Source organism: Nitrosospira briensis C-128 (assembly GCF_000619905.2).
GTDB lineage: Bacteria > Pseudomonadota > Gammaproteobacteria > Burkholderiales > Nitrosomonadaceae > Nitrosospira > Nitrosospira briensis.
Genome location: NZ_CP012371.1, coordinates 3063316 through 3085547, shown reverse-complemented (window position 1 = coordinate 3085547; position 22232 = coordinate 3063316). Strand labels below are relative to the sequence as shown.

16 protein-coding genes are annotated in these 22232 nt (G+C 53.3%); 8 read left to right on the top strand and 8 right to left on the bottom strand.

All coding sequences use genetic code 11. The annotated features are described in order from the left end of the window. Nucleotides 1-86 precede the first annotated feature (86 nt). From F822_RS14095 to F822_RS14085, 3 genes are all read right to left on the bottom strand, one after another. Nucleotides 87-485: a YybH family protein gene (locus tag F822_RS14095; protein ID WP_025040084.1), complete on the bottom strand. Its 399-nt coding sequence runs from the start codon at nucleotides 483-485 to the stop codon at nucleotides 87-89. Between the two features lie 12 nt (nucleotides 486-497). Further along, complete coding sequence (locus tag F822_RS14090) at nucleotides 498-776, bottom strand: hypothetical protein (protein ID WP_197272836.1); 279 nt, start codon at nucleotides 774-776, stop codon at nucleotides 498-500. A gap of 184 nt (nucleotides 777-960) precedes the next feature. After that, nucleotides 961-1260: a hypothetical protein gene (locus tag F822_RS14085; RefSeq protein WP_025040086.1), complete on the bottom strand. Its 300-nt coding sequence runs from the start codon at nucleotides 1258-1260 to the stop codon at nucleotides 961-963. A gap of 499 nt (nucleotides 1261-1759) precedes the next feature. Here F822_RS14085 and F822_RS14080 point away from each other — a divergent pair, with 499 nt between their 5' ends. Both F822_RS14080 and F822_RS14075 read left to right on the top strand, forming a co-directional pair. Next, the gene (locus F822_RS14080) at nucleotides 1760-3415 is read left to right on the top strand and encodes an FAD-binding oxidoreductase (RefSeq protein ID WP_025040087.1); all 1656 of its coding nucleotides are present in this window, start codon (nucleotides 1760-1762) and stop codon (nucleotides 3413-3415) included. Nucleotides 3416-3742: 327 nt separating this feature from the next. Then, nucleotides 3743-4525: an MlaA family lipoprotein gene (locus F822_RS14075; RefSeq protein WP_025040088.1), complete on the top strand. Its 783-nt coding sequence runs from the start codon at nucleotides 3743-3745 to the stop codon at nucleotides 4523-4525. A gap of 73 nt (nucleotides 4526-4598) precedes the next feature. Here the strand turns inward: F822_RS14075 and F822_RS14070 are convergent, their stop codons facing one another. Together F822_RS14070 and F822_RS14065 are read right to left on the bottom strand one after the other, a co-directional pair. Continuing rightward, nucleotides 4599-8111 carry a YhaN family protein gene (locus tag F822_RS14070; RefSeq protein WP_025040089.1) on the bottom strand — a complete coding sequence of 1171 codons (3513 nt, stop codon included), beginning with the start codon at nucleotides 8109-8111 and terminating at the stop codon, nucleotides 4599-4601. Further along, the gene (locus tag F822_RS14065; protein ID WP_025040090.1) at nucleotides 8108-9406 is read right to left on the bottom strand and encodes a metallophosphoesterase family protein; all 1299 of its coding nucleotides are present in this window, start codon (nucleotides 9404-9406) and stop codon (nucleotides 8108-8110) included. The genes F822_RS14070 and F822_RS14065 overlap by 4 nt, the downstream gene beginning before the upstream one ends. 463 nt (nucleotides 9407-9869) lie before the next feature. Here F822_RS14065 and F822_RS14060 point away from each other — a divergent pair, with 463 nt between their 5' ends. Together F822_RS14060 and F822_RS14055 are read left to right on the top strand one after the other, a co-directional pair. Beyond that, nucleotides 9870-10229 carry a hypothetical protein gene (locus tag F822_RS14060; protein ID WP_025040091.1) on the top strand — a complete coding sequence of 120 codons (360 nt, stop codon included), beginning with the start codon at nucleotides 9870-9872 and terminating at the stop codon, nucleotides 10227-10229. Nucleotides 10230-10231: 2 nt separating this feature from the next. Continuing rightward, a complete protein-coding gene (locus tag F822_RS14055; RefSeq protein WP_025040092.1) occupies nucleotides 10232-10642 on the top strand; it encodes a hypothetical protein in 411 nt (136 codons plus the stop codon). A 204-nt stretch (nucleotides 10643-10846) separates the two neighbouring features. Here the strand turns inward: F822_RS14055 and F822_RS14050 are convergent, their stop codons facing one another. After that, complete coding sequence (locus F822_RS14050; protein ID WP_025040093.1) at nucleotides 10847-12811, bottom strand: ATP-dependent nuclease; 1965 nt, start codon at nucleotides 12809-12811, stop codon at nucleotides 10847-10849. A 291-nt stretch (nucleotides 12812-13102) separates the two neighbouring features. Between F822_RS14050 and F822_RS14045 the strand changes: the two genes are divergently transcribed. From F822_RS14045 to F822_RS14030, 4 genes are all read left to right on the top strand, one after another. After that, on the top strand, nucleotides 13103-14140 hold the full coding sequence (locus F822_RS14045; protein ID WP_025040094.1) for a methyltransferase: 1038 nt from the start codon (nucleotides 13103-13105) through the stop codon (nucleotides 14138-14140). A gap of 139 nt (nucleotides 14141-14279) precedes the next feature. Beyond that, the gene (locus F822_RS14040; protein ID WP_025040095.1) at nucleotides 14280-15005 is read left to right on the top strand and encodes a DUF4198 domain-containing protein; all 726 of its coding nucleotides are present in this window, start codon (nucleotides 14280-14282) and stop codon (nucleotides 15003-15005) included. 303 nt (nucleotides 15006-15308) lie between these two features. Next, nucleotides 15309-16340, top strand: a complete 1032-nt coding sequence (locus F822_RS14035; RefSeq protein WP_025040096.1) for a hypothetical protein — start codon at nucleotides 15309-15311, stop codon at nucleotides 16338-16340. A gap of 394 nt (nucleotides 16341-16734) precedes the next feature. Continuing rightward, a complete protein-coding gene (locus F822_RS14030) occupies nucleotides 16735-17181 on the top strand; it encodes a cupin domain-containing protein (protein WP_197272835.1) in 447 nt (148 codons plus the stop codon). A 324-nt stretch (nucleotides 17182-17505) separates the two neighbouring features. Here the strand turns inward: F822_RS14030 and F822_RS14025 are convergent, their stop codons facing one another. Together F822_RS14025 and F822_RS14020 are read right to left on the bottom strand one after the other, a co-directional pair. After that, entirely contained in the window at nucleotides 17506-19008 is a 1503-nt protein-coding gene (locus tag F822_RS14025; RefSeq protein ID WP_025040098.1) for an efflux transporter outer membrane subunit, read from the bottom strand. A 1-nt stretch (nucleotide 19009) separates the two neighbouring features. Beyond that, complete coding sequence (locus F822_RS14020; RefSeq protein ID WP_025040099.1) at nucleotides 19010-22231, bottom strand: efflux RND transporter permease subunit; 3222 nt, start codon at nucleotides 22229-22231, stop codon at nucleotides 19010-19012. Nucleotide 22232 lies beyond the last annotated feature (1 nt).

The window sequence follows — 22232 nt, the reverse complement described above, 5'->3', positions numbered from 1 at the left end:
CTTTACCCGTGAAGGCAAGAACTGCCTCCCCTCATCACCTGAGCTGAGTCTGAAATAAGTGGCATTCTTTGACCTTGGCATCCGCGTCATTTGCCCGACACGGGGGCCAGCATGTTGGCATCGCGTGCCAGCACCCATTTTCCGCCCTGCTTCTTGAGGATGGATAACGTATGGCCTGCACGGGTCATGGATTGCGCGCTGCCGGGTGGCGTAACGATGACGGTGAGCTTCGTCCACATAAAGGCCCATTCCCCGAGAACCCTGATCTCCTGAATCTCGCTTCTGCCGTCGAATTGCGGAGCCCCCTGGCCTGATTGAGCGCGCGCCGCCATCGCGAAATCGGCCTTGCGCATGACGGGCTGGCCTGGCACAAGAAAGACAACGTCATCCGCCATCAGTGACAGGACTGTCTCCACATCACCCTCCTTGCTCGCGGCCATCCAGGTGGAAACCAACTGCCGGATTTCCTCTTCGTCGCTTTGCATAGCGTTCTTTAGTTAGATCTCAATGGAAGAAACAGCGCGATCAATATGCTTGGCATCGGGCGGCGCAGGCGGGACCTGAAGTTTTTCGGTAACGCGCAAGCGCCGAACGACAAGCTCGTCGATCTCCAGTCGGTGGATTCGTGCGCGGCCAATTGCCAGTCTACCAATGGCTAAGGCGCCGACGGCCAATGCACCGATGGCGACCGCGCCCACCGCCAAAGCGCCAATCGCTTGAGATATGGCCCGGATTGCCGGGGCCTCGCGAATGCCTGGAGTGCCTGAAGCGTTCATTTCATTTCTGTTGAACGAAAGCATCTGTTACCGCCTGAATAACCGGGAGCGGTAATCCGTATGCCTTCTACTTCTTGATTTCCATCAAATATGAAGCCACGCGCTTAGCTTCGTATTGTCGGTCCTGCGAGTGATGCCGCATCCTATGCAAATTATTTGAATTCCAGCTATCGGAATCGTACGTTCATTCGTCCTCGAGTTCGATAAGCTCGCCGCTTTCATCGACTTCAATCTCAAATTTCTTTCCGCCTGGATCGGGTTTTCTCGCGTGCACTTCATAAATCGTGACCGATTTACCGCTTATTGCCCTCGTCTTCTTTTTGATTTCTTCAATTTTTCCCTCGCCCATATTTTGGGAGATCGTTTTTTGTGCTGCGGCCGGCACCTGAGACCATTTGATTTCGGTCGCTTCTCCAGCAAAACTTGAGGTCGCGCAAGCCATGACGAGCGTCAAAATAACGGGGGCAAGTGTTTTAGTCTTCATGACGATTCTCCTGTTTACTTTAACAAATATTATCAGCGGGAGAAAAGAATAGACTTTGAATAAAAGAATAATCTGTACGATAACGCACGTATTCCTCCGCTACGGCGAATAGATACCTGCACTTCGGAGGGAGCTAACGGACCATTCCTCGCAGATCAGGGAGCATTGAAATAAAACGTGGCGTTGTCGGAGGTATTTGGTGGAAATACCTGTAAGAACTATCAGGTTGTTGAGCTTGAGCAAGAGCCTATAATCGTTTCGGTCCAACGTGTCGTGCGAGAGCGCTTGGTCTTGGAGTTGGAGCATGTTGTCCATCTAACACGGTTGAGCATTCTTTAGCTGCAAATGCCTGACCACCAGACACAGCCGATTTCCTTCAAGTCCGACAGGCTGCCAGTCCTTTTCGCGATCATGCTCTCCAGTACAACAACAGCATAACCGTTTCGCGACCAGGTTAAATAAAACCGTACCCGCTCAACTCATGATTACTAATTAATATATGAATACTATCGTTGAAAAACTCCGGGAGGCTTACTGCTTGGATGGAGTAGCCCAGCCCACAATACTTTGTAATTGCTCAGAAAATCAGGAAGAGTACGATCAACAGCGCCAGATCTTCAACCGCAGGTTTCAGTTTATGCCGGCAGCAATTGTGCTGTGTGTTACTACCGAACAGGTAAGTGTGGTGGTCAGGTTTACCCGTAGACATGCCCTGACTTTACGCGTGCGCTCGGGCGGGCACGACCATGAAGGGGAATGCTCCGGTACCGATACCATTCTGCTCGATCTCTCGAAAATGAATGAGGTGAAAATTGATCCTGCGCGCGGAATTACCCATATACAGCCGGGAACATCATTTCAGAATCTCACCACGAAACTGGCTGACGACGATGTCATGATTCCACATGGAACCTGCGGCACGGTGTGTATAGCGGGCTATACCATGGGCGGAGGTTGGGGTCCCTGGACCCGTAAGCACGGTATGTGCTGCGAAAGTGTGATCGGCGCTACCCTGGTGCTTGGTGATGGCACCATACGTAAATTGAGCATGGACGGAGATCTTGACGAAAGGGAACTGCTTTGGGCCATTAAGGGTGGTGGTGGCTTCAGCTATGGGATTGTTACCGAACTTGTGATCAAAACCTTCGAGTTACCTTTCGAGATGATCAAGTTTCAGATCGAGTGGAACAAACGCTGCTATATACCCGAAAACAAGGTATTTGCTATACGCGATTCAACCCCCATTCCCACCCTTACCATATTGCAAGCTTGGGAAGTGGTGGTTGCTTCTACCGATCCGGCAGCCAACCAGTTGGTGGGGACCAATCTGAAGATAGCTGCTAAACATCATGTCCCCGAAGATGCTCCCTTTAATCCTCATACCGTAGGTCACAACTGTGTGATGTATGGTTACTGGGAGGGAGATGAAAACAGCCTGCGGGAGTTTATACGTCAGCGTTTCGAATCCGCCGGTGGATATACCTTTGCCCCCATTTGTGATCATGATAAGGCCGGAAGTAAATACAAGCACTTACAACGCTATGGCGAGCACTTGATGAGCTCTTGGGATCGGTATTCGGCCCACAACATGAATCAGCTGAAGCAAGGACTGGAAGGAACGCCTTTTCCTCCTGATGAAGATCAGCCTGGGCCCCATAAAATCACCTCACGTCTGGCGGATGCCCAGGGCCTTGGCGAGGAAGGACATTACAAGCTGCTGGAGAGTCTCACCTCCCCGCTCGTACTACCCGGCAACGAAGGTTTGGATCTGTTTACTTATATTACTCTGGGTGCCATCACTGGCAACTATTATCAGCACGTGATTACCCCGGAGCAGAAAACAAAAAGCGCCTTTCCTTACAAGGATAAGCTATTCACGATACAGTATCAAACCTGGTGGAACGAAACTGAAGAACAAAAGAAGGAAGGCCAGAACAATCACGTATACACGCGCATAAACCGCGCGCTTGACTGGATGGATGTTTGCCGTGATTACGATATCCCCAATACCTCAGGTGCCTTCATCAGTTTCAAAGACAGCTCGGTGCCCACCAGAACCTACTTCGATAAAAGTTACGAAGACTTGGTAAAGATAAAGCAAGCCCACGTGAAAGATCCTGATAATCAATTTCGTTCTCGCAAAACAATTATATGATGGGCTTGATTGAAGTGATGTGCTGCTCCTCGTAAACCATGCCGGTTGGGATCCATGACCTGTTGACACAATCCAGGTGCTTCGACGATCAAGGCGAAATGGATGAAAACAGTGAACTGATCAAGTTGCTCGAAGCGCGAGAAGATACGGTCCAAAACAGTGCATTTCAGCGAAACGTTTGATGTTCTCCGGCTTTAGCGTATAGTTTTGGATGAGCTTGTTGGAACTGCCAACTGAGCGTTCCATAGCATTGCGGGGTGCCGAGCGACAGTGGGCTTCGGTATATATAAATCTCGATAAACTGCCGTCTATTCGTTATATCTGACCATGAAGCATAGCTATTCAGCCAAAGTCCTGTTGTTAATATGCACGATTCTGTTTGCCGGTTGCGCGGCCGTGCGTCCGCACGACCAGAGCTTTGACGCAATGGACCCCCATGAGAACATTAATCGCAAGTCTTATGATTTCACCGATATGGTCGACCGGAACGTTCTGAAGCCGGTCGCGGACGCCTATGTCGACCATGTGCCCAAGCCTGTGCGGCGCTCCGTTGGAAATTTTTATGACAATCTCGGATATCCGGAAACAATCCTGAACGATTTTTTACAGGGCAAGGTACGGCAGGGGTTCCGGGACACCTTGCGTCTGGGTATCAATTCGACCATTGGAATAGCCGGACTCTTTGATGTGGCCTCGCCTATGGGTTTGCCGCTACATAGCGAAGACTTTGGACAAACACTGGCTGTGTGGGGTGTCGACTCAAATACTTATCTTTTTATTCCTTTATTCGGACCCAGCAGTTACCGTGACGCCACGAGCATTCCCGTGAGCGTATTGACCAATATGCTCTTTTATGTGGGTACCTTCCTGGGCCCTTATGCAATTGGCAACGCCATCGCGGTACCGCTCTCCATTCTCGGCATCATCGACCTCCGGGCGAGACTATCCGGCCCCATGGCACTTCGCGACCAGGCTGCGCTGGATCCTTATTTGTTTGTGCGCGATGCCTACTTGCAGCAGCGCAAGCATTTGATATATGACGGTAACCCACCGACCGGGAGTTACGATGATCAGTCGGAAGAAGAACCTGCGAACAAGCCGTCGAACTAAAGCATGAACAGGGGTTCGGGTCACAATGTGATGACTCGCTTTCCGTCGCGGTACTGAATTCATTCCATTCAGATCATAGTGAGTGAATCGCCAAAACATCGGTCGGCAATAGCCCGCTGGCTATATCGATGAGATGACGGTGATGCGTGAACAGCATCACCTGCCCGCCCTCGGCAAAACGTGCCAGCGCGCTGAAAATATTCGCAGCGCGCTCATCATCGGAAGTAATCAGCACATCATCAAGAATCAACGGCATTTGCCGCTGTTCGTTGCGTTGCAATTCCAATGCAGCCAAGCGCAGGGCGAGATAAAGCTGATCCGCGGTACCCTCGCTCATGGCCGATACGCCAATATGCCTGCCATCGTCGCGCTCGGCCTGCAACGCAGGCTGCTCAGCCGAGTCATCCACGATCAGGCGGCGATAGCGGCCATTTGTAACCAGCCGAAAATACTCGGAGGCCAAGGTCACCATGGGGGCTTGCGCCTTGTCGCGAAAGCGCCTTAATGCCTCACGCAGGAGTGATTCGGCCAGCTTCAACTGCGCCCATGGTTTTACTCCAGCGCAATAACGCGCAATAGCCGACTCCATCTGCTCTCTGGCTTCGGCAGCACGATCGGAGGTATCGATCTCATCCAGTGAGCGTCGTGCTATTTGCTCGGCATCTGCCGCCGCATTCACCTTCTCTTCAAGTTGTTTGATGGATACCCGGCATTGTTCCCGCTCGATGTCTGTCGCCGCGATATCCAGCCCCGACAAGGCTTCACGTAATTCGGGAAGTGCCGAGGTCGACGCTTCACGCAACTGCCCAATCAGCGATTCAGCCTTTTCCTGTAATAGCCGTTTTTTGGCCGACTGTTCCTCGACATGGCTCAGACTATTCACGTCCGCTTCACCTGCGACATGGCACAGCGCAAGAAGCGCCGCTTCACTCGCGGACTGCTCCGTTTCAGCATCGCGTTTCTTGCGTTGAGCAGCCTCGACGTGGCGGTCGAGTCCATCATTTTTTATTTTTGCTGAACGGGATTTCGTTAGCCTGTCTTGCAAACGATCAACGAAATCATCTATATGTGGGGGCTCAGGCTCGCCCAGTAATGTCGCAAGTCGCTTTGCCTGGTCGAACAAGGCATCCAGGGTCGCAACGAAATCATGGATGCGCGACAATCGGCCATCCTGCGTAACCCTCGCCTTTTGCAAGGCATCGAGCTCATCCAGCCTGGCCTTGATGGCCTCAGGCGAACTGTCTCCAGCAAGGAACAACCGTGTATGCCAGCCAGCCAGTTTGTCCATATACACGGATAGCGCATCGCCGCACTCCTTGATATCCTGATTTGCCGCATTCAGGTCGTTTTCAAGGCTCTTTATCGTATTCCGGCGAGCCGCCTCGTCCGCAGCCACCTTGGTCATGGTTTGAATCCAATCCGAAGCTCGCGCAATCATTGAGCCAAGGTTATGTACATCAGCCTGGACAGCTTCACCCACGGCGGACAGCGCCATGCCAAGGGTCGATGCAGCCTGTTCCGCTTCAGCAAGAAGGCGGGACTGCTCATCCGATACCTTGGCTTGCTGCCGGATCAACTCCAGAATGGTGCCGCGCAGATTCAGCCATTCTCGCAGCGCTGCCGGCTGATGGGCAGGCAAGCTCGCGGCGGAGAGCCTGGCGAGCCAAGCCGACTGAGCCTGGTTTTGCGCCAGTGCATTGGCTTGCTTCAAGAAGATAATTTCTTTTAATCGTGCTTCCATTTCGGCGATACGTGCCTCGCACTCAGCCACTCTGGTAGCTCGCTCGACACCTTCGCGCAACAGATCCGCCTGGCGGTCCGCCTCGTTCTGTGAATTCTCGAATGCTTCAGGCAAGGGACGGTCCGGATCGAATTGAGCGGCAAGCGATTCAGGATTTTCACTACGCTGAATAAATGCCTTGCGTATCAAATCCCAACCTTGGTCGCGATGCACCCGGGCTGCGCGCAAAGTTTGCGCAGTAACCACTTCACCTGCCGCCGCAAGTTCATGTTGACGCCGCTGTTGAGTTTTCAGGTCGCGCTTGAGCGCCGTTTCCTCCTTGTGGAGACTGTTGATTTCAGTTTCCAGCCTATTGAATTCCTTTTCCGCCGAAGTTATTTCCGCCGCCAATAATAGCTGGCTGCCTTGCAGTTGTTCTACAGTAGAGAGCCCAAGGTCAGTCAAGCCCTGCCGCACCCGCCGCGCGTGATCCTCTATTTCGCCCTGCAGCTTTTCGTGGCGCTTTGTGAAATCACCCATTGCCCGTGCCGTATGCACTGCTTCTTCAATTGCTCGTTTCAAAACCGCATCCATCATTGGCCGGTTGCCTTCCGGCTGCTGTTGCAGTTTTTTCTTAATGTCCGTAACCCGCTCGTGGCGCGAACTCAAACGTACTTCCATGTCATTGCATCGAGCAACATGCTCATTCAACATCACCCGGTCGGCCAGAGAGGGAATGGCTGCCAACACATCATCAATGGCGCGATCTCCTGCAATTTTGACTGTCATCGCGGCCAGCGCGAGTTGGCCGCTATCGGCCTCAGCCTGGGTTTTCCGTAATTCAACATGTGTATAACTCGCCGCATCCCGGTCTTTGATCAGGCGCTCAATCGCGTCGGCATGCTTCAACAATGCTGGCTCGATCATGAGTTGCGCCTTCTCCTCGGCATATTCCACCAGTTCGACATCCACCTGGGAAATAGTCTTTCGTGCTGTTTGCAGCGACTGTTCGGCGGAGAGGCGATTTTCTCTTGCAGAGACAGGTAATAATGGAATCTCCGTCAAGCCGTTCAACGCCGCCAGAGCGTCATCATATTGCTTCAGCAGGGGTTGAACTGCCCTCAGTTCAGTCAGCTCATTTTCCCTGCACCGCAGTTTAAACAATTGGTCCCTCAGTTCAGCAAGCTTTGTCTTGGCATCCGCATGGGCGCGCTGGCGGTCTTTCCATTCAGCCGGTCTGGTCAACGCCTGACGAAAGGCGCGCTTGTATTCATCGATCTGGAGACTGGCTTCGTTGAGGGTGGCCTGCTTGGAACGTGGGATAAAATAGCGGCGGCTATCCTCCTGTAGCGAAGCCAATAGCGCCGTTACACCTCGCGTTCCGGCGCTCGCTTCGAATAATGCCGAACCCAGCTCGCCATCCGCGCTCAACAGCAGCTTGCCGCCTTCGCGCAGACGTTCATGATCGATCCCGAACATAACCTCAAACTGCTTCCGATCCAGGCCTCCGGTCAGCGCATGCTCAACGTCAGCAGCGACGGCGGTACTGCCGATCGGCTTACCGTTTCCTGGATCGGCATAGAGCAGCGTTTGCTTGTTTCCTTTGCGGCGCGCCAAGGCAACGCGTTCACCAGCGATATTCGCGAATACGCCTCCGAGCAGTATGCGGCTGTATTCATGAATAAAATCATCCGTGCTACGCGGGTGGATGCCAAAGCGCAGGTCGCCCATCGCCCGTAACGCCGACGACTTGCCAGCCTCATTCGGGCCATAGATCAGGTGAAAATTGGCGGGTGTCGCTGCAAAATCCAGTTCACGATCCGTAAACGGGCCAAAGGCAGACAAAAATAGCTTCTCTATTCTCATCGGACGCCACGTCCATCGGCACGCTCCACGTTCAGGCGCGCCAGCAACGTTGCCTCGGCATCCGCCAGCAGGCTTCGCAGCGAGGCCGGATCATCAAGCCGGGGAAGACCGTCACTTGCCGCATCGGCCTGTACTTCTGCCTGTACTTCTGCCGGTAACCTGACGAGGACGTCTCCCAGCACCTGCTTCGACCAGTCCGCCAGCATTGCGTCGTCCGCGGCCAGCTCATCCACCAGGCGGATCAGCTCTGCAATCGCGTCCTGCCCTTCCGTGGCCTGGGTACGATCAATCGGCGAGCGGATGGCGAGGCGCACTTGCTCGATCCAGACTTCGCAATCGCTGATATCCTGTGCCGCAGCTTGTACTGCAGCGGCCAACGTCCCCGGCTGCTTCGCTTCCAGCTCGTATAGATGGGTTTGTCCGATCAGATTGACCCTGACGGCATGCAGGAGAGTGGTTGCACCCGCTATGGCGGCCGCCAGTACTTTTCGCGCCTGCTCGGCCACTTGCGCCACATCGTCCACCCCATCGAGTGGCACGGTTACCTGATGCCAGCGCACGACATCAAGTTCAATAAAGCTTGCTTCTACCCTGCCGGCATTTACGGTGACCAGCTCGCAGCCCTTGGGGCCGGTTTCGTTGGCATGGCGCCCTTGCAGATTTCCGGGAAACACGATGCGAGGGGTGTTCTCGGACACAACCTGCCGGGCATGGACGTGACCCAATGCCCAGTAGTCGTAACCCTTGGCCATGAGCACGCCAGGACTGGTCGGGGCATAAGTATCGTGGCCGGCAGCGCCGGTCAGGCTCGTATGCAACACACCGATATTGAATAGACCATGCACAGGCTCCGGGTAAAGCGGCACCAGATCATCAGGTACTTCGCGATCCGGAAAGCTGCGCCCATGGATGGCCACCGCCAGTTCATCGAGCTGCACAGTTTCGGATTTCTTGCTGGAAAACATCGTTACATTTTCCGGCAGCGGCAACTGGCGGCTGATGACACCCTGTGCGTCATGATTACCTTGCACAATAAACACACGAATATTGGCGCGCCCCAGCCGCACCATCTGTTCGCGGAAAAATAGGCCCGTATGAAAATCCGACCAATCGCTATCGTAGAGATCCCCCGCCAGCAGCACAAAATTTACCTGCTCATCCAGCGCCAGATCCACCAACTGCACCAGCGCCCGGCGAGTGGCGTTGCGCAGGCGATCAACAGGCGCGCCTTCATAACGGCTTAAGCCGCGTAACGGGCTATCGATATGCAAATCAGCGGCATGGATAAAACGCATCTGTAAATTCCCCCTATTCTGATCGTTACGACCCGGCAGTGCTTGCTCACGTTCCCTGCCGGTAATCACAAGTTATTCGGTCGACTCGACAGCCATATTCAAGCACATCCATAGGCAAGCTTTTGCAGGATATCTTTTTTTTTCGGCAAACGAGCTGTCAATTCCAATATATGGATATACCCACCATGGGGTCGATTCCTACCTACCACACAATAATTTCATCCACCATTCAAAATCTTCTTCAGCTGTAGCTCTGCAAAACCGGCATTGTGAGCTAGACTATGCAAGCCATTCAGCCGATCAGCCGGTTTTTCCATTCACGGAAAAGGGCTTCGAGGGTAGAATTCAGAATGTAAAGTCCACCTGGAATCTGCAAGTTTCCGGTTTATGTGACTTTGCGCTGAATAAATTATTTCCACCGCCTTTTTTGGCCATTCAATTTAATATTTCAAGGAGAATAACGATGCGCATATCTTACGTCCTGGCAGCTTCACTGGTTCTTGGCTGCTATGTCCCGGTTTCATTTGCTGCCGACGCCTCCGGCGCTTCCGTCGAGATTTCATCACCTCCCGATGGTGCCAAAATCAGTCCGAAGGGGGATGTCAATATTGACTATGCGGTGTCGCTGGGGAAAAAAGGTGATCATACGCATCTTTACCTGGACAGCGACGAAGCTGTGACGTTACGCGGATTAAAAGGCACTCACGCACTGGGAACGCTTTCTCCGGGCAAGCACGAGATATGCATCAAGGTGGTCAACAAGGCGCACACCCCGATCGGTGCGCAGAAATGCATCAATGTCAGCATTGAGCCGACCACCTGATTGTGTTTGAAAACCTGGACTACGCCATTGTGCAACTCGTGCACAATTTTGGCGCCGCTGCCGTGGTAGGCGTTGCGATTTTTGCGCTGTACCCGGCAGCGCAGCCCGTCCCGATCCAGCGCAAGTTTGCCTGGCTGGTCGGAATAGGCTGGGCAGCCCAGGCATTAAGCGGCATGGGGTTCAGCGCAGTCAGCTATTACTTCTATGAAAAGCTGCCCGACTTGCACGGAGTAGCCTTCGCTGCGCTGCTGATCAAAATCATGTGCGCGGCGGGCGGCTTCGGCATTGCCGTGATGTATCTGCGCCGAGCCGCCGACTGGACTGTGGAACAACGCCGCACCGCCTGGAAACTGCTCATTGCGCTAGGCGTAACGGCACTGACCGCAGCTGCTTTTTTACGCTGGTTTGCCTGATTTACGACCCTTCCATTACTTTCTTTGAACTCAACCGCATTGCTCGGCACATATCAAATTCCTGATCATCCCGAATAAGCATCTCTGCTGAACAGAAGTACTGAAATCCGAATGGGGAGGCGCTATATTGAGGTCTCCGCTATCAGACCTGGGAAAGCCATTGGGTCGACCTTTTATGGAACGGCACCGCCGATCGGCCTGCGCCTATTCCGGTAACAGCGCATTCAACTCGGTGAATAATTTCTCAAACCGGGCAAGTGTGACTTTTAGATCCGCGCCAAACAATTTCTTGATGATTTCGGATTGGTGCTCGGTGAAATAGACGGCGGGTGCGTAACGGTCGAACTTTGGAATGACGCCCGGGACCACGTCTTGTTGCGTATGGAAATGTTCTTCCGCGTACACAACAATGCGCGCACCCGCACCAGCAAGAGGGGCAGGCAGGGCCTGCCTCCCCTTGAGGCCGTAACACGCATTCACGATCTCCACGTAAAGCCCGGCACCAAGCATGTCTTCCACATCCGCCTCCTGCTGGCCCGCCGAGGCGCCCATCGTAAAAATATGCGTATCGCGCAAAGTATTCCACCGGCGCAGGTCTTCGACCCTCTCATGATCCGACGCAAAATCTGTCAGCACCGCAACGTGCAACCGATTACCGCCAAAAAAACTCATGAAAGCGCTAACTTTCTCGATACCACCGGCCGGACAGATAGTCCAGCGCGGGTCGAGCGGTATGCGCTTGTGAGAACGCAACACCTCCGACATTGCCCGCAGAAAGAGAAGATCGGACGGTCTCGTCACCAGCAATGTATGTTCACCGACGAACAGCGATTGGGTCATCTCGTAACCCAGTGCGCTCTGCAACGGGAACAGCGTATCCGGGTCGGTGCTGAGCACATCGCTGCCGACTTTGGTACCTTGAACTTCCGGCTGCCCATCCTCATGATAAACGACCATATCTTCAACAGTTCGCACCGAGAGCAGGTTGTCGGACGGCACCATGAATGGTGAATGCGTCGTGTAGATGACTTGATGGTCGGGCGCAAGACGCTCCCGGAAGTAACGCAGAAGGTCGGCTTGCGCCTTGCCATGCAAGCTCAGTCCCGGCTCGTCCAGCAACAATATGATCTTTTCCTGGCGTTGCTTCATCTGTGAGAACAGCACAAGGAAGGAGAAAAACCAGACAAAACCCGTGCTGCGATCATCGAATGGAACCGTCACGTCATGAAGCTCATTCAGAATACGGGTCCGGAAGATGCGGCCGCTATTGAAGGGAGGCGGGTCGCCCGGCAGGGCGTGGTCCAGCCGGAAAATCACCTTGAGGAATTTATTCTGGCTCCAGTAACGGAACATTTCAGCGGAAATCTTGTTGGAGGCGCTTTCGAAGCGTGAAACCATGCTTTCGAAATCCTGGATGGAGGCAACTTGTGCAACCGTTGTGGAGGCCATTTTGCAGAGCGCAATGAACACCTGGTCAGCCGCTTCAAGCGTGTTGCCTGATTCCCTCTGCTGAATCTGCTCAAGGCTGACCTGACCTTGCATCCGTTGATACTGGGAGAACAGCATGAATCCCGGCAGGTCCAGCAGCTTTACAATAGCCTGGGAAACCGAGGTGTCGGGAAAATCAAGATCAATTTTCTGAATGCATTGCCATCTACCCGGTGACGATTCATGAAGCAATTCTGTTTTTGCCTTCAGTTCCGCCATTGTTTGAACTGAACCGATATGCGCTTTTTCGTCATCATGGAGACTGCCGGTATCAATAAAATGTTGAACGATGGCCGCCTCGTCGAACCTGACTGTCCAGTGGATTACGTTGCCATAGTCCTTTTTTACCACGACTTCGTCGCTCTGCAGTGCTCCAGCACCGAATGCATTTGCGATAGTCTGTTTTTCGGCAGGCTCGATCGTCCACCATGTCGTGATTACATCCGCATCTTTGCCGCCGTGACGTTCTTCATAGTCCGACAAGTGGCGTCGCGGGTAGTCTATTTGCCACTGGAAACCCGCATCCCTGAAGATAGGATTGAGTCGATAGAGTGCCGTCAACAGCGTTGTCTTGCCCGATTCATTCTTCCCGACCAGGCAGGTTATATGCTCATCGAGGCTGAACTCTCCGGAATCCTCGATACTTCGAAAATTCTGAATTCGCGCACGCATCAATTTCATGTAAGCTCCTCTACTCTAGCGATAATTGTAGACACATACGCGCGGTTAGTCAGCAATGGATTTACGGTGCCATATTCGCACATGGACTCGGCAACCGAGCGATCAAAGTCATTTACGTGAATCCTGATGAGCGGATTTGGCTGTTATCAAGACGCATGCGACTCTTCTTGATGTCGTTGATAGCGATGAGTACGGTTGTTTTTTTGGCTGATATCGGATAACCGTACAGCCATCACCCGCTGGCGCCCTTATTCAAAAGGCCTGCCCCCCTTATTCGAAAGGAAAACCACAATGTCACAAGACACAGTTCAGAGCGCTGTTCCGGATGCCCCTCAGTCAGCTCAATTGGTGCAAATGATCTTTGGTTTCATGACTTCACAAGCGATTTCGGTTGCGGCAAAGCTCGGCATTGCAGATTTGCTCAAGGATGAAGCAAGAAACGCGGACGAATTGGCGCAGGCAACCGGAACGCAGGTACGGCCGCTCTATCGCATCATGCGTGCGCTGGCGAGCGTCGGTATTTTTGCGGAAGACGATACCGGACGTTTTCGAATGACGCCGCTGGCTGAACCTTTGCGTGGCGATGCACCCGACAGTCTGCGTGATTTTGCGATTTTTCTGGGAGCGGACTGGCACTGGCGCGCATGGGGTGATCTTTCCGGCGGCGCCCAGGGTGGGCAACCGGCGTTCGAGAGGATACACGGCCAGGCCTACTTTGATTATCTGGGCGCCCATCCAGGGCCTGCCCAGATTTTCAATGATGCGATGACGAGTCTCAGTACGGCGGCAAGCGCGGCGGTCGTCAATGCTTATGACTTCACCGGAATCACCCGGCTGGTCGATGTCGGGGGCGGGCATGGTTTGCTGCTTGCCTCGATCCTGCAGCAATATCCGTCGATGTGCGGGGTACTTTTCGATGCACCTTCCGTCGTCGAGGGGGCGAAGAATGTTATCGACGGGCATGGAGTGAACGAACGCTGCGATGCGGTCGGGGGTGACTTCTTTACATCGGTACCGGCTGGCGATGCCTACATCATAAAGCACATTATCCACAATTGGGATGATGACCGTTCGGCGGCAATCCTCAAGAATTGCCATCGATCGATGACTGGAAACGGTAAACTGCTGGTGGTCGAAATGATAATTCCGGAAGGCAATGCGCCATCGCTTGGCAAGCTCCTCGATCTCGAAATGCTGGTGCTCTTCCTGCATGCCCATGAACGGACAGAAGCCGAGTACCGCACCTTGTTTGAACGGGCAGGCTTCAGACTGACCAGAATCCTGCCCACGAAATCGGCATACAGCGTAATAGAAGGTGTACGCATCTAACATAACGCGGCGCTGCGTTAGATGCAAAGCAGAATGAATAGGTCCACTAGGATGCCATCGTTTACCATCACTTCAATCGTCATTTTTAAATAGTGTCTGTTTGGATTACCTTATCTATTATTTTCAAGGGAATTACATCATGCTAAAGAAACTGCTTGTTCATGCCGCCCTCGCTCTAACCGGGCTGGCCCTGGCATTCCCTGCAGCCGCGCATTACATCTGGATCGAACAGGACAAGTCGCATCACGCACGGCTTTATTTCGGTGAATACCAGGAACAGGAAAGAGAGATGAGCCCCGGCAGGCTTGATGAAATAAAGGGGCCACGGGCTTGGGTGCTCGACGCGAGCGGGAAGCGGAACGAAATTAAAGTGGCACGAAAAGAGACCCACTTCGATCTTGGCGTGATTTCGGATCGTAACTCGCCGATCATCGCCGAGGAACTTGCCTATGAAGTCAAGGACTGGACCAAGCACGGTATCGGTATCGTGAAACCGATGTTTTACACACGCCTCAGCCCGCTGCTGGGGCGCTCGGCCGCCAAACCGGAACTCGTGCTGGATATACTGCCGGAGAATGGATCACCTAAAGCATTCACTGTCTACTTCCGGAATACACCGCTGGCAAAAGCCAAAGTCATGGTCTACGCGCCCAATTTCTGGATGCAGGAACACCCGACTGACGAAAACGGCAAGGTCAACATCACAACACCCTGGCCCGGCCAGTATGTCCTGGAAGTCATCTACGTGGAAAAGCAGCCAGGAGAATTTCAAGGGAATAAATTTGAAGCATTTCGTCATCGTGCGACGCTGACATTCGATATCCCGATAGGGCCTTATGAAAATAAGGCAAGCAACGATAAATAAAGATCACTAGCAGCTGCGAATACTGCCGCAACAGCACCCACCCAGGGTCATATTTCCTGGATACGATGGGTATATCCTTCTTTATTGGGAGATGAACGGGGTAAATAAATTCAGAGATATGATGAGATCAACTTTAGAAAAAACCTTTAATAATTGGAGTACAGATTCGTGGAGAAAGCGATACCAGATTATTTACTGGAATCGTCCAGATGTCAGAAAAAGATATCGGATTGTTTTCCAGATGCAATAACGCGGTAGTAAAATATGCTCCTTGATCAGAAACCAAATCAATAGCAGGAATGCGTGATAAAAAATAAGAATATTTTTATCGGTTTGAGTACGGGATTAGTTGCCTTTTATTTTCTGGTTTCCATGGCAGCTGTCGAAGCGACTTCGTTGCCCATACTGATAAATAGCCCCGAAGCCAAAAGCTTATTGGCTCCGTATGAGAAGCTTGTCAGAGAAAATCCAACGGAAGCTGAGAGGATAAAAAGTCTTGCCATTCAACAAAAGCTTACTAGGGATTTCAGAAAGACAGATATCCAGCAATACGCCGCACAGATTTATAGGCCAGAGATGGCTCAGTTGGCTCTAATAGAATATTACAGGGAAGAACAAAGGCAAAAGAAACTAGAAGCAGCTAAACCCAAACCGAAGCAGCTAGAAGACCTGGAACCAGAGCAGCAGCTAGCTCTTAATTGGGCGGCAAAAATAGATTATGATTCGCATAGTTTCGCTCTAACTTACGCGACATCAAAATTTCCTCATTTTGGTGATTTTGATAGTTTCCCAGAAGCAGCACTAAAGGAGATCGAAGATTCAGAATGGTATACCGATGGAAAAGAATTTAACGACTGGCACGGTGGCAAAAACGTTCTTGCGGAAGCTAAAAAAAGAGGAATGAAGGCCCGTTTGATCACTCGTTATGGCGCAACTGTAGATGTAGATGTTGGGAATAGCATGTTCCAAGCGGTCGAAGCCGGTGAGTTCAACGGGAACAAAGCAAGAATGAGCTATCTCGCTAGCTTACCGACCCCTGTTAATAATCCTTCCTTTCAAAAATGGAAACGCACTCGAATGCCACCACTTCGGAGCAGTGATCCAAAAGCGCTCGAACCATTAGTGAGGGAATATAGAACCATACTTATTAACCCGACGCCTTATTTCCTTACTAGAGGATTTGCTACTGCTTGGATAGGTCATCAGGCTTCTGGTTGCGGCTGGGTAAAAGGAGATTATGCTCCTTTCGCAACCCCACATTGCGATGTGAACGGTAATAAGCTCCCTTTTCCCGGAAAAAAATATGATGAAGATCATCGCCCTCCGAATCTTTGACCTCATTCACATATGTGAATAAAACATACCTGCTTAAGCTTAGCAGGAAAAAATGAGGGGTGATTACGCTTGCCTCGCGTATATATTGGCGCGAACGTGTCCGAAACAAAATCGTTTTGCTTTAAATGCCAGTATCCAGCCAGATGAGTAGCTGTATGTTGACGCTGATAGCCCCCGCGTGCCGGGCTTGGCGAGCAGAAGGAAGCGGGTTTGCGAAAGATATGGACGCCTCTGATAACGCATTTCTACAGGTGTGTTCGCCCTCGGGATTCTGACATCTTTGCGAATAGTTGTTATATTGCGGTCTTTAGCGCAACGTCAAACAGGCGAATTTTCGCTGCCCAGTCTAAAGCACGATTCGCATTCATGAGGAACGTTATCGATGGGAACGACAATGAAGTTCGATTCAATCATGGGCCTGGGGCGCGTCATTAAAATATTTCTTGCCGCAACGTTCCTGAGCGTTGGCTATTTGGCCGGTGCTTCAGACGCGCAGGCTGGGGAAACATACGATGGGGTGACTCTCACGCCTGTCACGGCGGAAGTGCTTCCGAATGATCCTGGGCAGACGTTGACAGCAGTCATCGTCAACTTGGCGCCTGACGCCAGAAGCGCCAGCCATCGCCATGCAGGTATCGTTTTTGTCTATGTGCTTGAAGGGATCGTTCGTTCACAGCTCGACAGTGGCGAGTTGATAGAGTATCGCGCCGGCCAAAGCTGGAGTGAACCACCCGGAACCGTGCATTCATTCATGGAGAATCCCAGCAGGACGCTACCCGCGCGCCTACTCGCCACGATCATCGCGCCGACGGGCGCACAACTGACCACCTACGATAAATAGCCGAGTCGGGCCAGCCTAGATTTGCTTGTGCCGGGACTATCCGGCATTTTTCGACGTGTCACGCCAATTCTCCACACCAAACCCTGCCGCGAGATCACTGAGGAGTAATCGGTATGCAAGGTTCATGTATTCGACCGCGTCGGTATTTACCGACTCCCATGATACTGGGAACGGCAAGTTTGAAGTTATGGCGGACACCGTCCCCGAATCCGAATAGATAAGGCAGGGCCCCGCCCAGTGCAATTTGCAAGAGTGGAAGCGGTATCTTTAGTAGCAATAATGGGGCGATGAAGCCGCTGACGGCAACCTCACCTGCTTCTTTCGTTAATGTTCGGCTTCTGGCCTGGAATCCGATTGCCCGCCCATGCTTTCCCGGTCTTTGCCTGGTATCCGTGGCGCTTGGTAAATTGTCATGTCTTCGGCCTCGATCACCCAACCTCCGCCAAGTGCCTTGTAGAGATTGACCAGCGAAGTGAATACGCTACCCTGCGTTTGGGCCTGGATGGTTTCAATACTGAACAGGCTGCGTTCAGAATCGAGCACCTCGATAAAGCTGATGTAGCCTTCGTTATAGCGCAGCCGTGCCATATCCAGATAAGTGCGCGTTGCTTCCACCTGGCGATTCTGGGCCAGGAGTTGTTCGCGCGCTTTCTGCAGCGCGATAAGAGCGTCTTCAACCTCCTTGAAAGCGATGAGGATAGCCTGCTGATAACTCACCAGCGCTTGTTGCTGCCGCGCTTCTGCCTGTTTTACCTGGCCTGCAATACCCCCCGCGGTAAAAATCGGCACGGAGGTCAGCACCCCAAACGCCGCCATGTGTGCGGGACCGATGAACATGTTCGATAGCTGCGTGCTGGCTACGCCCAATAATCCGGTCAGAGAAATTTTCGGTAAGTACAGGGCGCGTGCGGCCCCGATCTGCGCATTGGCTGCTATCAGGTTTTCCTCGGCCTCGCGGAGATCGGGACGCCGTGCGAGCAATTCAGAGGGTAGTCCGGGTGACACCGCCGGAAGCGCTAGCTGCGCGAGTGGCCGCCCCCGCAGAATGGGGCCCGGATTGCGGCCAAGGAGCACCGAGAGCGCATTTTCTGTCTGACCGATACTGGACTCGAGCGGCGGGATCGCGGCGACAGCCGTTTCATATTGAGATTGAATCTGCGCCAGATCAAGCAGCGAAATGACACCACCTTCATAACGCAGCTCGAATACTCTAACTGTTTCGGCCCGGCTCGCTGCCGTTACCCTCGCAATTTCGAGCTGGCGGTCAAGGATAAGCAGGTTGATATAGGACGATGCAACGGAGGAAACCAGGGTCAATATCGTTCCCCGGCGGAACGCTTCGGAAGCGAAAAGCTGAGCGCGGGCAGCCTCCGTCAGTCGCCTGATGCGACCCCAGATATCGAGTTCCCAGTTCGCGTTAATCGATATCTGGAAGCTGTTATGGTACGGATCAAACCCAGCCGGCAAGCGATTGGGCCATAAAAGTGCTGTCGAGCGGAGCCTTTCTCCTTCGGCATTCGCACCAATCTGGGGAAACAACTCCGAACGCGTAGCGCCGTAACGGCCCAGAAATTCCTCAAGACGCGCAGCAGCGACACGTATGTCCTTGTTCTCCGCCAGTGCAATACCGATCAGATCGTTCATGACGGGGTCCCGGAATTGCTCCCACCACAGAGTATCGGCGATATCCCTCGTGGTGCTGTCGTCGAACCGGTATGTCTTCATCACATCCACTTCGGGGCGCCGGTAGTCGGGCCCAAACATGCATCCGCCGAGCGCAAGGGCCAAGAGCAGAAAGAGTGCATACGAAGTGACAGGATTCGGCATTTCAATCCGCCTTCGGTTTGTCCTGCGGCGTGCTCTCCAATTCCGGCGCAAAGTTATCGCCTTGAGCGACTTTTACGCCTCTCTCGGGGGAAATCCTGTCCTTGCTGCTCCTTTTTGAAGTAAAGGTTTCGATCGCCCAGTAAAACATCGGGATGAAAAATATGGCAATTACAGTGGCTCCCAGCATCCCGCCCACGGTACCGGTGCCGAGCGAGATCTTGCTGTTGGCAGAGACGCCAGTTGCGATCGCGAGCGGCACGCAGCCCAGCGTGAAGGCTAGCGAGGTCATTATGATAGGCCGCAATCTGTCCCGTGCTGCGTTGACGGCGGCGTCATGGATCGACTGACCTGCCGCGCGGTTCATCACCGCGTACTCAATGATCAGGATTGCGTTCTTGGCGGCGAGCGCAATCAGCATAGTCAGCCCGATTTGGAAATAGATATCATTGCTGAGCCCACGTGCGAAGATTGCCGCCAGCGCGCCGAACAGCGCGAACGGAACCGCTGCCAGTACACCCAGGGGTAGCGACCATTTTTCGTACTGCGCGGCAAGGATGAGGTAAACCATGATCAGACCGAATACGAACACCAGCGATGACGACCCGCCTGCTTTTTTCTCTTCGAAGGTCTGCCCACTCCAGGCGGTGCCGTAGTCGCCAGGCAAGATATTCGCCGCGGTTTCTTCCATTGCCGCGATGGCTTCGCCCGAGCTGAAGCCTGGCGCGGCCTCGGCAGTCACTTTCACTGCGGTAAAATTATTGAACCGGGTCACCACATCCGGCCCCCTGTCAAAATGGGTGGTTGCCACCGCGCTAAGCGGAATCATAATGCCATTCCTGCTACGCACATAAACATAATCGATATCCTTTGGCGTCAGCCGAGATGCCGGTTCCCCTTGGATGATCACCTGAAACAAGCGGCTGAATTTAGCGAATTGCGACACGAACACCGAGCCGAACATTGTCTGCATGGTGGTATATACATCCTCCACCGCGATTCCCAAAGTCTCGGCCTTTGCCCGGTCGACGTCCAATCGCAGCACTTGCGCGGCCGCATTGTAAGTCGATGTGATATTGGCCAGTTCCGGCCGCGTCCTGGCCTGTGCAAGGTATTCATCAATAGTTGCCGCGATCTGCTGGCTGTCATTGTCGCCCTTGCTCTGAATATACAGCTCCATGCCTCCCGTCGTGCCCAAACCCGGAATCGAAGGCGGATTGAGGGGCAGAATAATACCTTCGGTAATCCGGGAAAAGCTTTTCGCGGCGCTTGCCATCAGAGCGGGTACGCTCTGAGTGCGGGCATTGTCGTCAGCATAACGCTCTTTGAAATCCTTGAGGCCGACGAAAAATGTCGCGGCATTGCTTTTCATCTGCCCATCGAGCAGGCTGAAGCCATCCATGACCACGATCGATTTTGCCGCCGGGTGATTCATGAAATAGTCGGTCGCATGCTGGCTGACGCCGCCAGTACGGTCAAGGCCCGAGGCATCCGGCATGAGCACCGCCCCCAGCACCACTCCCTGATCCTCCGGGGGCAGGAAGGAGCCGGGGATCTGCTTCAGCAGGCCGAAAGAGAGGACGATCATGCCCGCAAACAGCAACAGCGCGACGATGAAGTGCTTGATGATAAGCTGCACGCTGCGGATATATCCTTCCGTCATGCGAGCGAACCAGATATCGAACCATTTGAAAAAGCCTCGCTTCTCGCCGTGGACAGGTTTGAGCAGCAGCGCGGCGAGTGCGGGTGATAGCGTGAGTGCCACGATACCGGACAGCACCACCGAAATTGCGATCGTGATTGCGAATTGCTTGTAGAGCTGGCCCGTGATCCCGGGGATAAACGCAACCGGAACAAATACGGCACAGAGCACCAGCACAATCGCGATCAGCGCGCCGCCCACCTCATCCATGGCCTTCTTCGCCGCATCGCGCGCGGACAGGCCAAACTTGGTCATGTTGTGCTCTACCGCCTCGACGACTACGATCGCATCATCCACCACGATGCCGATCGTGAGTATCATGCCGAACATAGTGAGCATATTGAGTGAAAAATCCAGTGCAGCCATTCCCATCGCGGCCCCGATCACGGAAATTGGCACCGCAATAATCGGTATTAACGTGGAGCGCAGGTTTTGGAGAAACACGAATACGACCACCACCACCAGTGCCAGCGCTTCAAAGAAAGTGAGGATTACAGATTCAATCGAAGCGCGCGTGAACGCGGTGGTGTCCATGGTGATTTCATACTCGATACCCGGAGGGAACGACTTTTTCATCTCCTCCAAGGTGGCGCGCACGCCTTTGGCTACCTCCAGCGCATTGGCGCCCGGCTGCTGGTAGACAACCAGTACCGTCGCGGGCTTGCCTTGGCGGGTGGTGCGAAGAGAGTAGCTCTTCTGGCCAAGCTCCGAATACCCTACATCCTTTAGCCGAACGATCGCCGCCCCTTCGCTGGCGGCGCGGATAATTATGTTGTCGAACTCCTCTGGAGTCGTCAGGCGGCTTTTGGTGGTAATCGCAAAGGATTGTTCGACAGGGCGATCTGTCGGAGACTGACCGATACTGCCTACGGCATATTGTTCATTCTGCGCTGCAACCGCCTGCTGCACGTCGGCAGCGGTGATGCCAAGCGCCGCCATGCGATCCGGTTTGAGCCAAACACGCATGGCATAGTCGGGTGTGCCCATGACGGTTGCCTGCCCGGCGCCAGGAATACGTTTGATGGCATCCAGCATGAAAATACTGGCGTAGTTTGAAACATAGACGGGCTGGTATCGCTCATCCGGCGAATAAACGGAGATGACCATCATCATCGAGGCCGATTGCTTCTTCACCGAGACGCCCTGTGCCTGCACCGAGGCGGGTAGCAGCGGCAGCGCCAGATTGACGCGATTCTGTACTTCCACCTGTGCGAGCGACGGGTTCGCATCGATATCGAAATAGACCGATAGCGTCATGACGCCGGATGAAGAGCTCGCGGACGACATGTACAACAATTTATCGGCGCCATTCACCTGCTGTTCGATCGGAGCGGCGACATTTTGCGCGGCCACTTCAGCCGACGCGCCCGGATAAATCGCTGTAACCGAGATCTCCACCGGGGTGATTTCGGGATACTGTGCGATCGGCAGGTTATACATTGCGACTGCGCCTGCCAGCGTGATGACAATCGAGACCACCGATGCAAAAACCGGCCTGTCGATGCAGAAGTGCGAAATGTTCATA

Bases quoted from the DNA above. Each gene is read 5' to 3' on its own strand.
- F822_RS14025 (WP_025040098.1), bottom strand. From the start codon at position 19,008: ATGCCGAATCCTGTCACTTCGTATGCACTCTTTCTGCTCTTGGCCCTT.
- F822_RS14045 (WP_025040094.1), top strand. From the start codon at position 13,103: ATGTCACAAGACACAGTTCAGAGCGCTGTTCCGGATGCCCCTCAGTCA.
- F822_RS14085 (WP_025040086.1), bottom strand. From the start codon at position 1,260: ATGAAGACTAAAACACTTGCCCCCGTTATTTTGACGCTCGTCATGGCT.
- F822_RS14075 (WP_025040088.1), top strand. From the start codon at position 3,743: ATGAAGCATAGCTATTCAGCCAAAGTCCTGTTGTTAATATGCACGATT.
- F822_RS14020 (WP_025040099.1), bottom strand. From the start codon at position 22,231: ATGAACATTTCGCACTTCTGCATCGACAGGCCGGTTTTTGCATCGGTG.
- F822_RS14070 (WP_025040089.1), bottom strand. From the start codon at position 8,111: ATGAGAATAGAGAAGCTATTTTTGTCTGCCTTTGGCCCGTTTACGGAT.
- F822_RS14040 (WP_025040095.1), top strand. From the start codon at position 14,280: ATGCTAAAGAAACTGCTTGTTCATGCCGCCCTCGCTCTAACCGGGCTG.
- F822_RS14090 (WP_197272836.1), bottom strand. From the start codon at position 776: ATGAACGCTTCAGGCACTCCAGGCATTCGCGAGGCCCCGGCAATCCGG.
- F822_RS14065 (WP_025040090.1), bottom strand. From the start codon at position 9,406: ATGCGTTTTATCCATGCCGCTGATTTGCATATCGATAGCCCGTTACGC.
- F822_RS14080 (WP_025040087.1), top strand. From the start codon at position 1,760: ATGAATACTATCGTTGAAAAACTCCGGGAGGCTTACTGCTTGGATGGA.
- F822_RS14030 (WP_197272835.1), top strand. From the start codon at position 16,735: ATGAAGTTCGATTCAATCATGGGCCTGGGGCGCGTCATTAAAATATTT.
- F822_RS14060 (WP_025040091.1), top strand. From the start codon at position 9,870: ATGCGCATATCTTACGTCCTGGCAGCTTCACTGGTTCTTGGCTGCTAT.
- F822_RS14050 (WP_025040093.1), bottom strand. From the start codon at position 12,811: ATGAAATTGATGCGTGCGCGAATTCAGAATTTTCGAAGTATCGAGGAT.
- F822_RS14095 (WP_025040084.1), bottom strand. From the start codon at position 485: ATGCAAAGCGACGAAGAGGAAATCCGGCAGTTGGTTTCCACCTGGATG.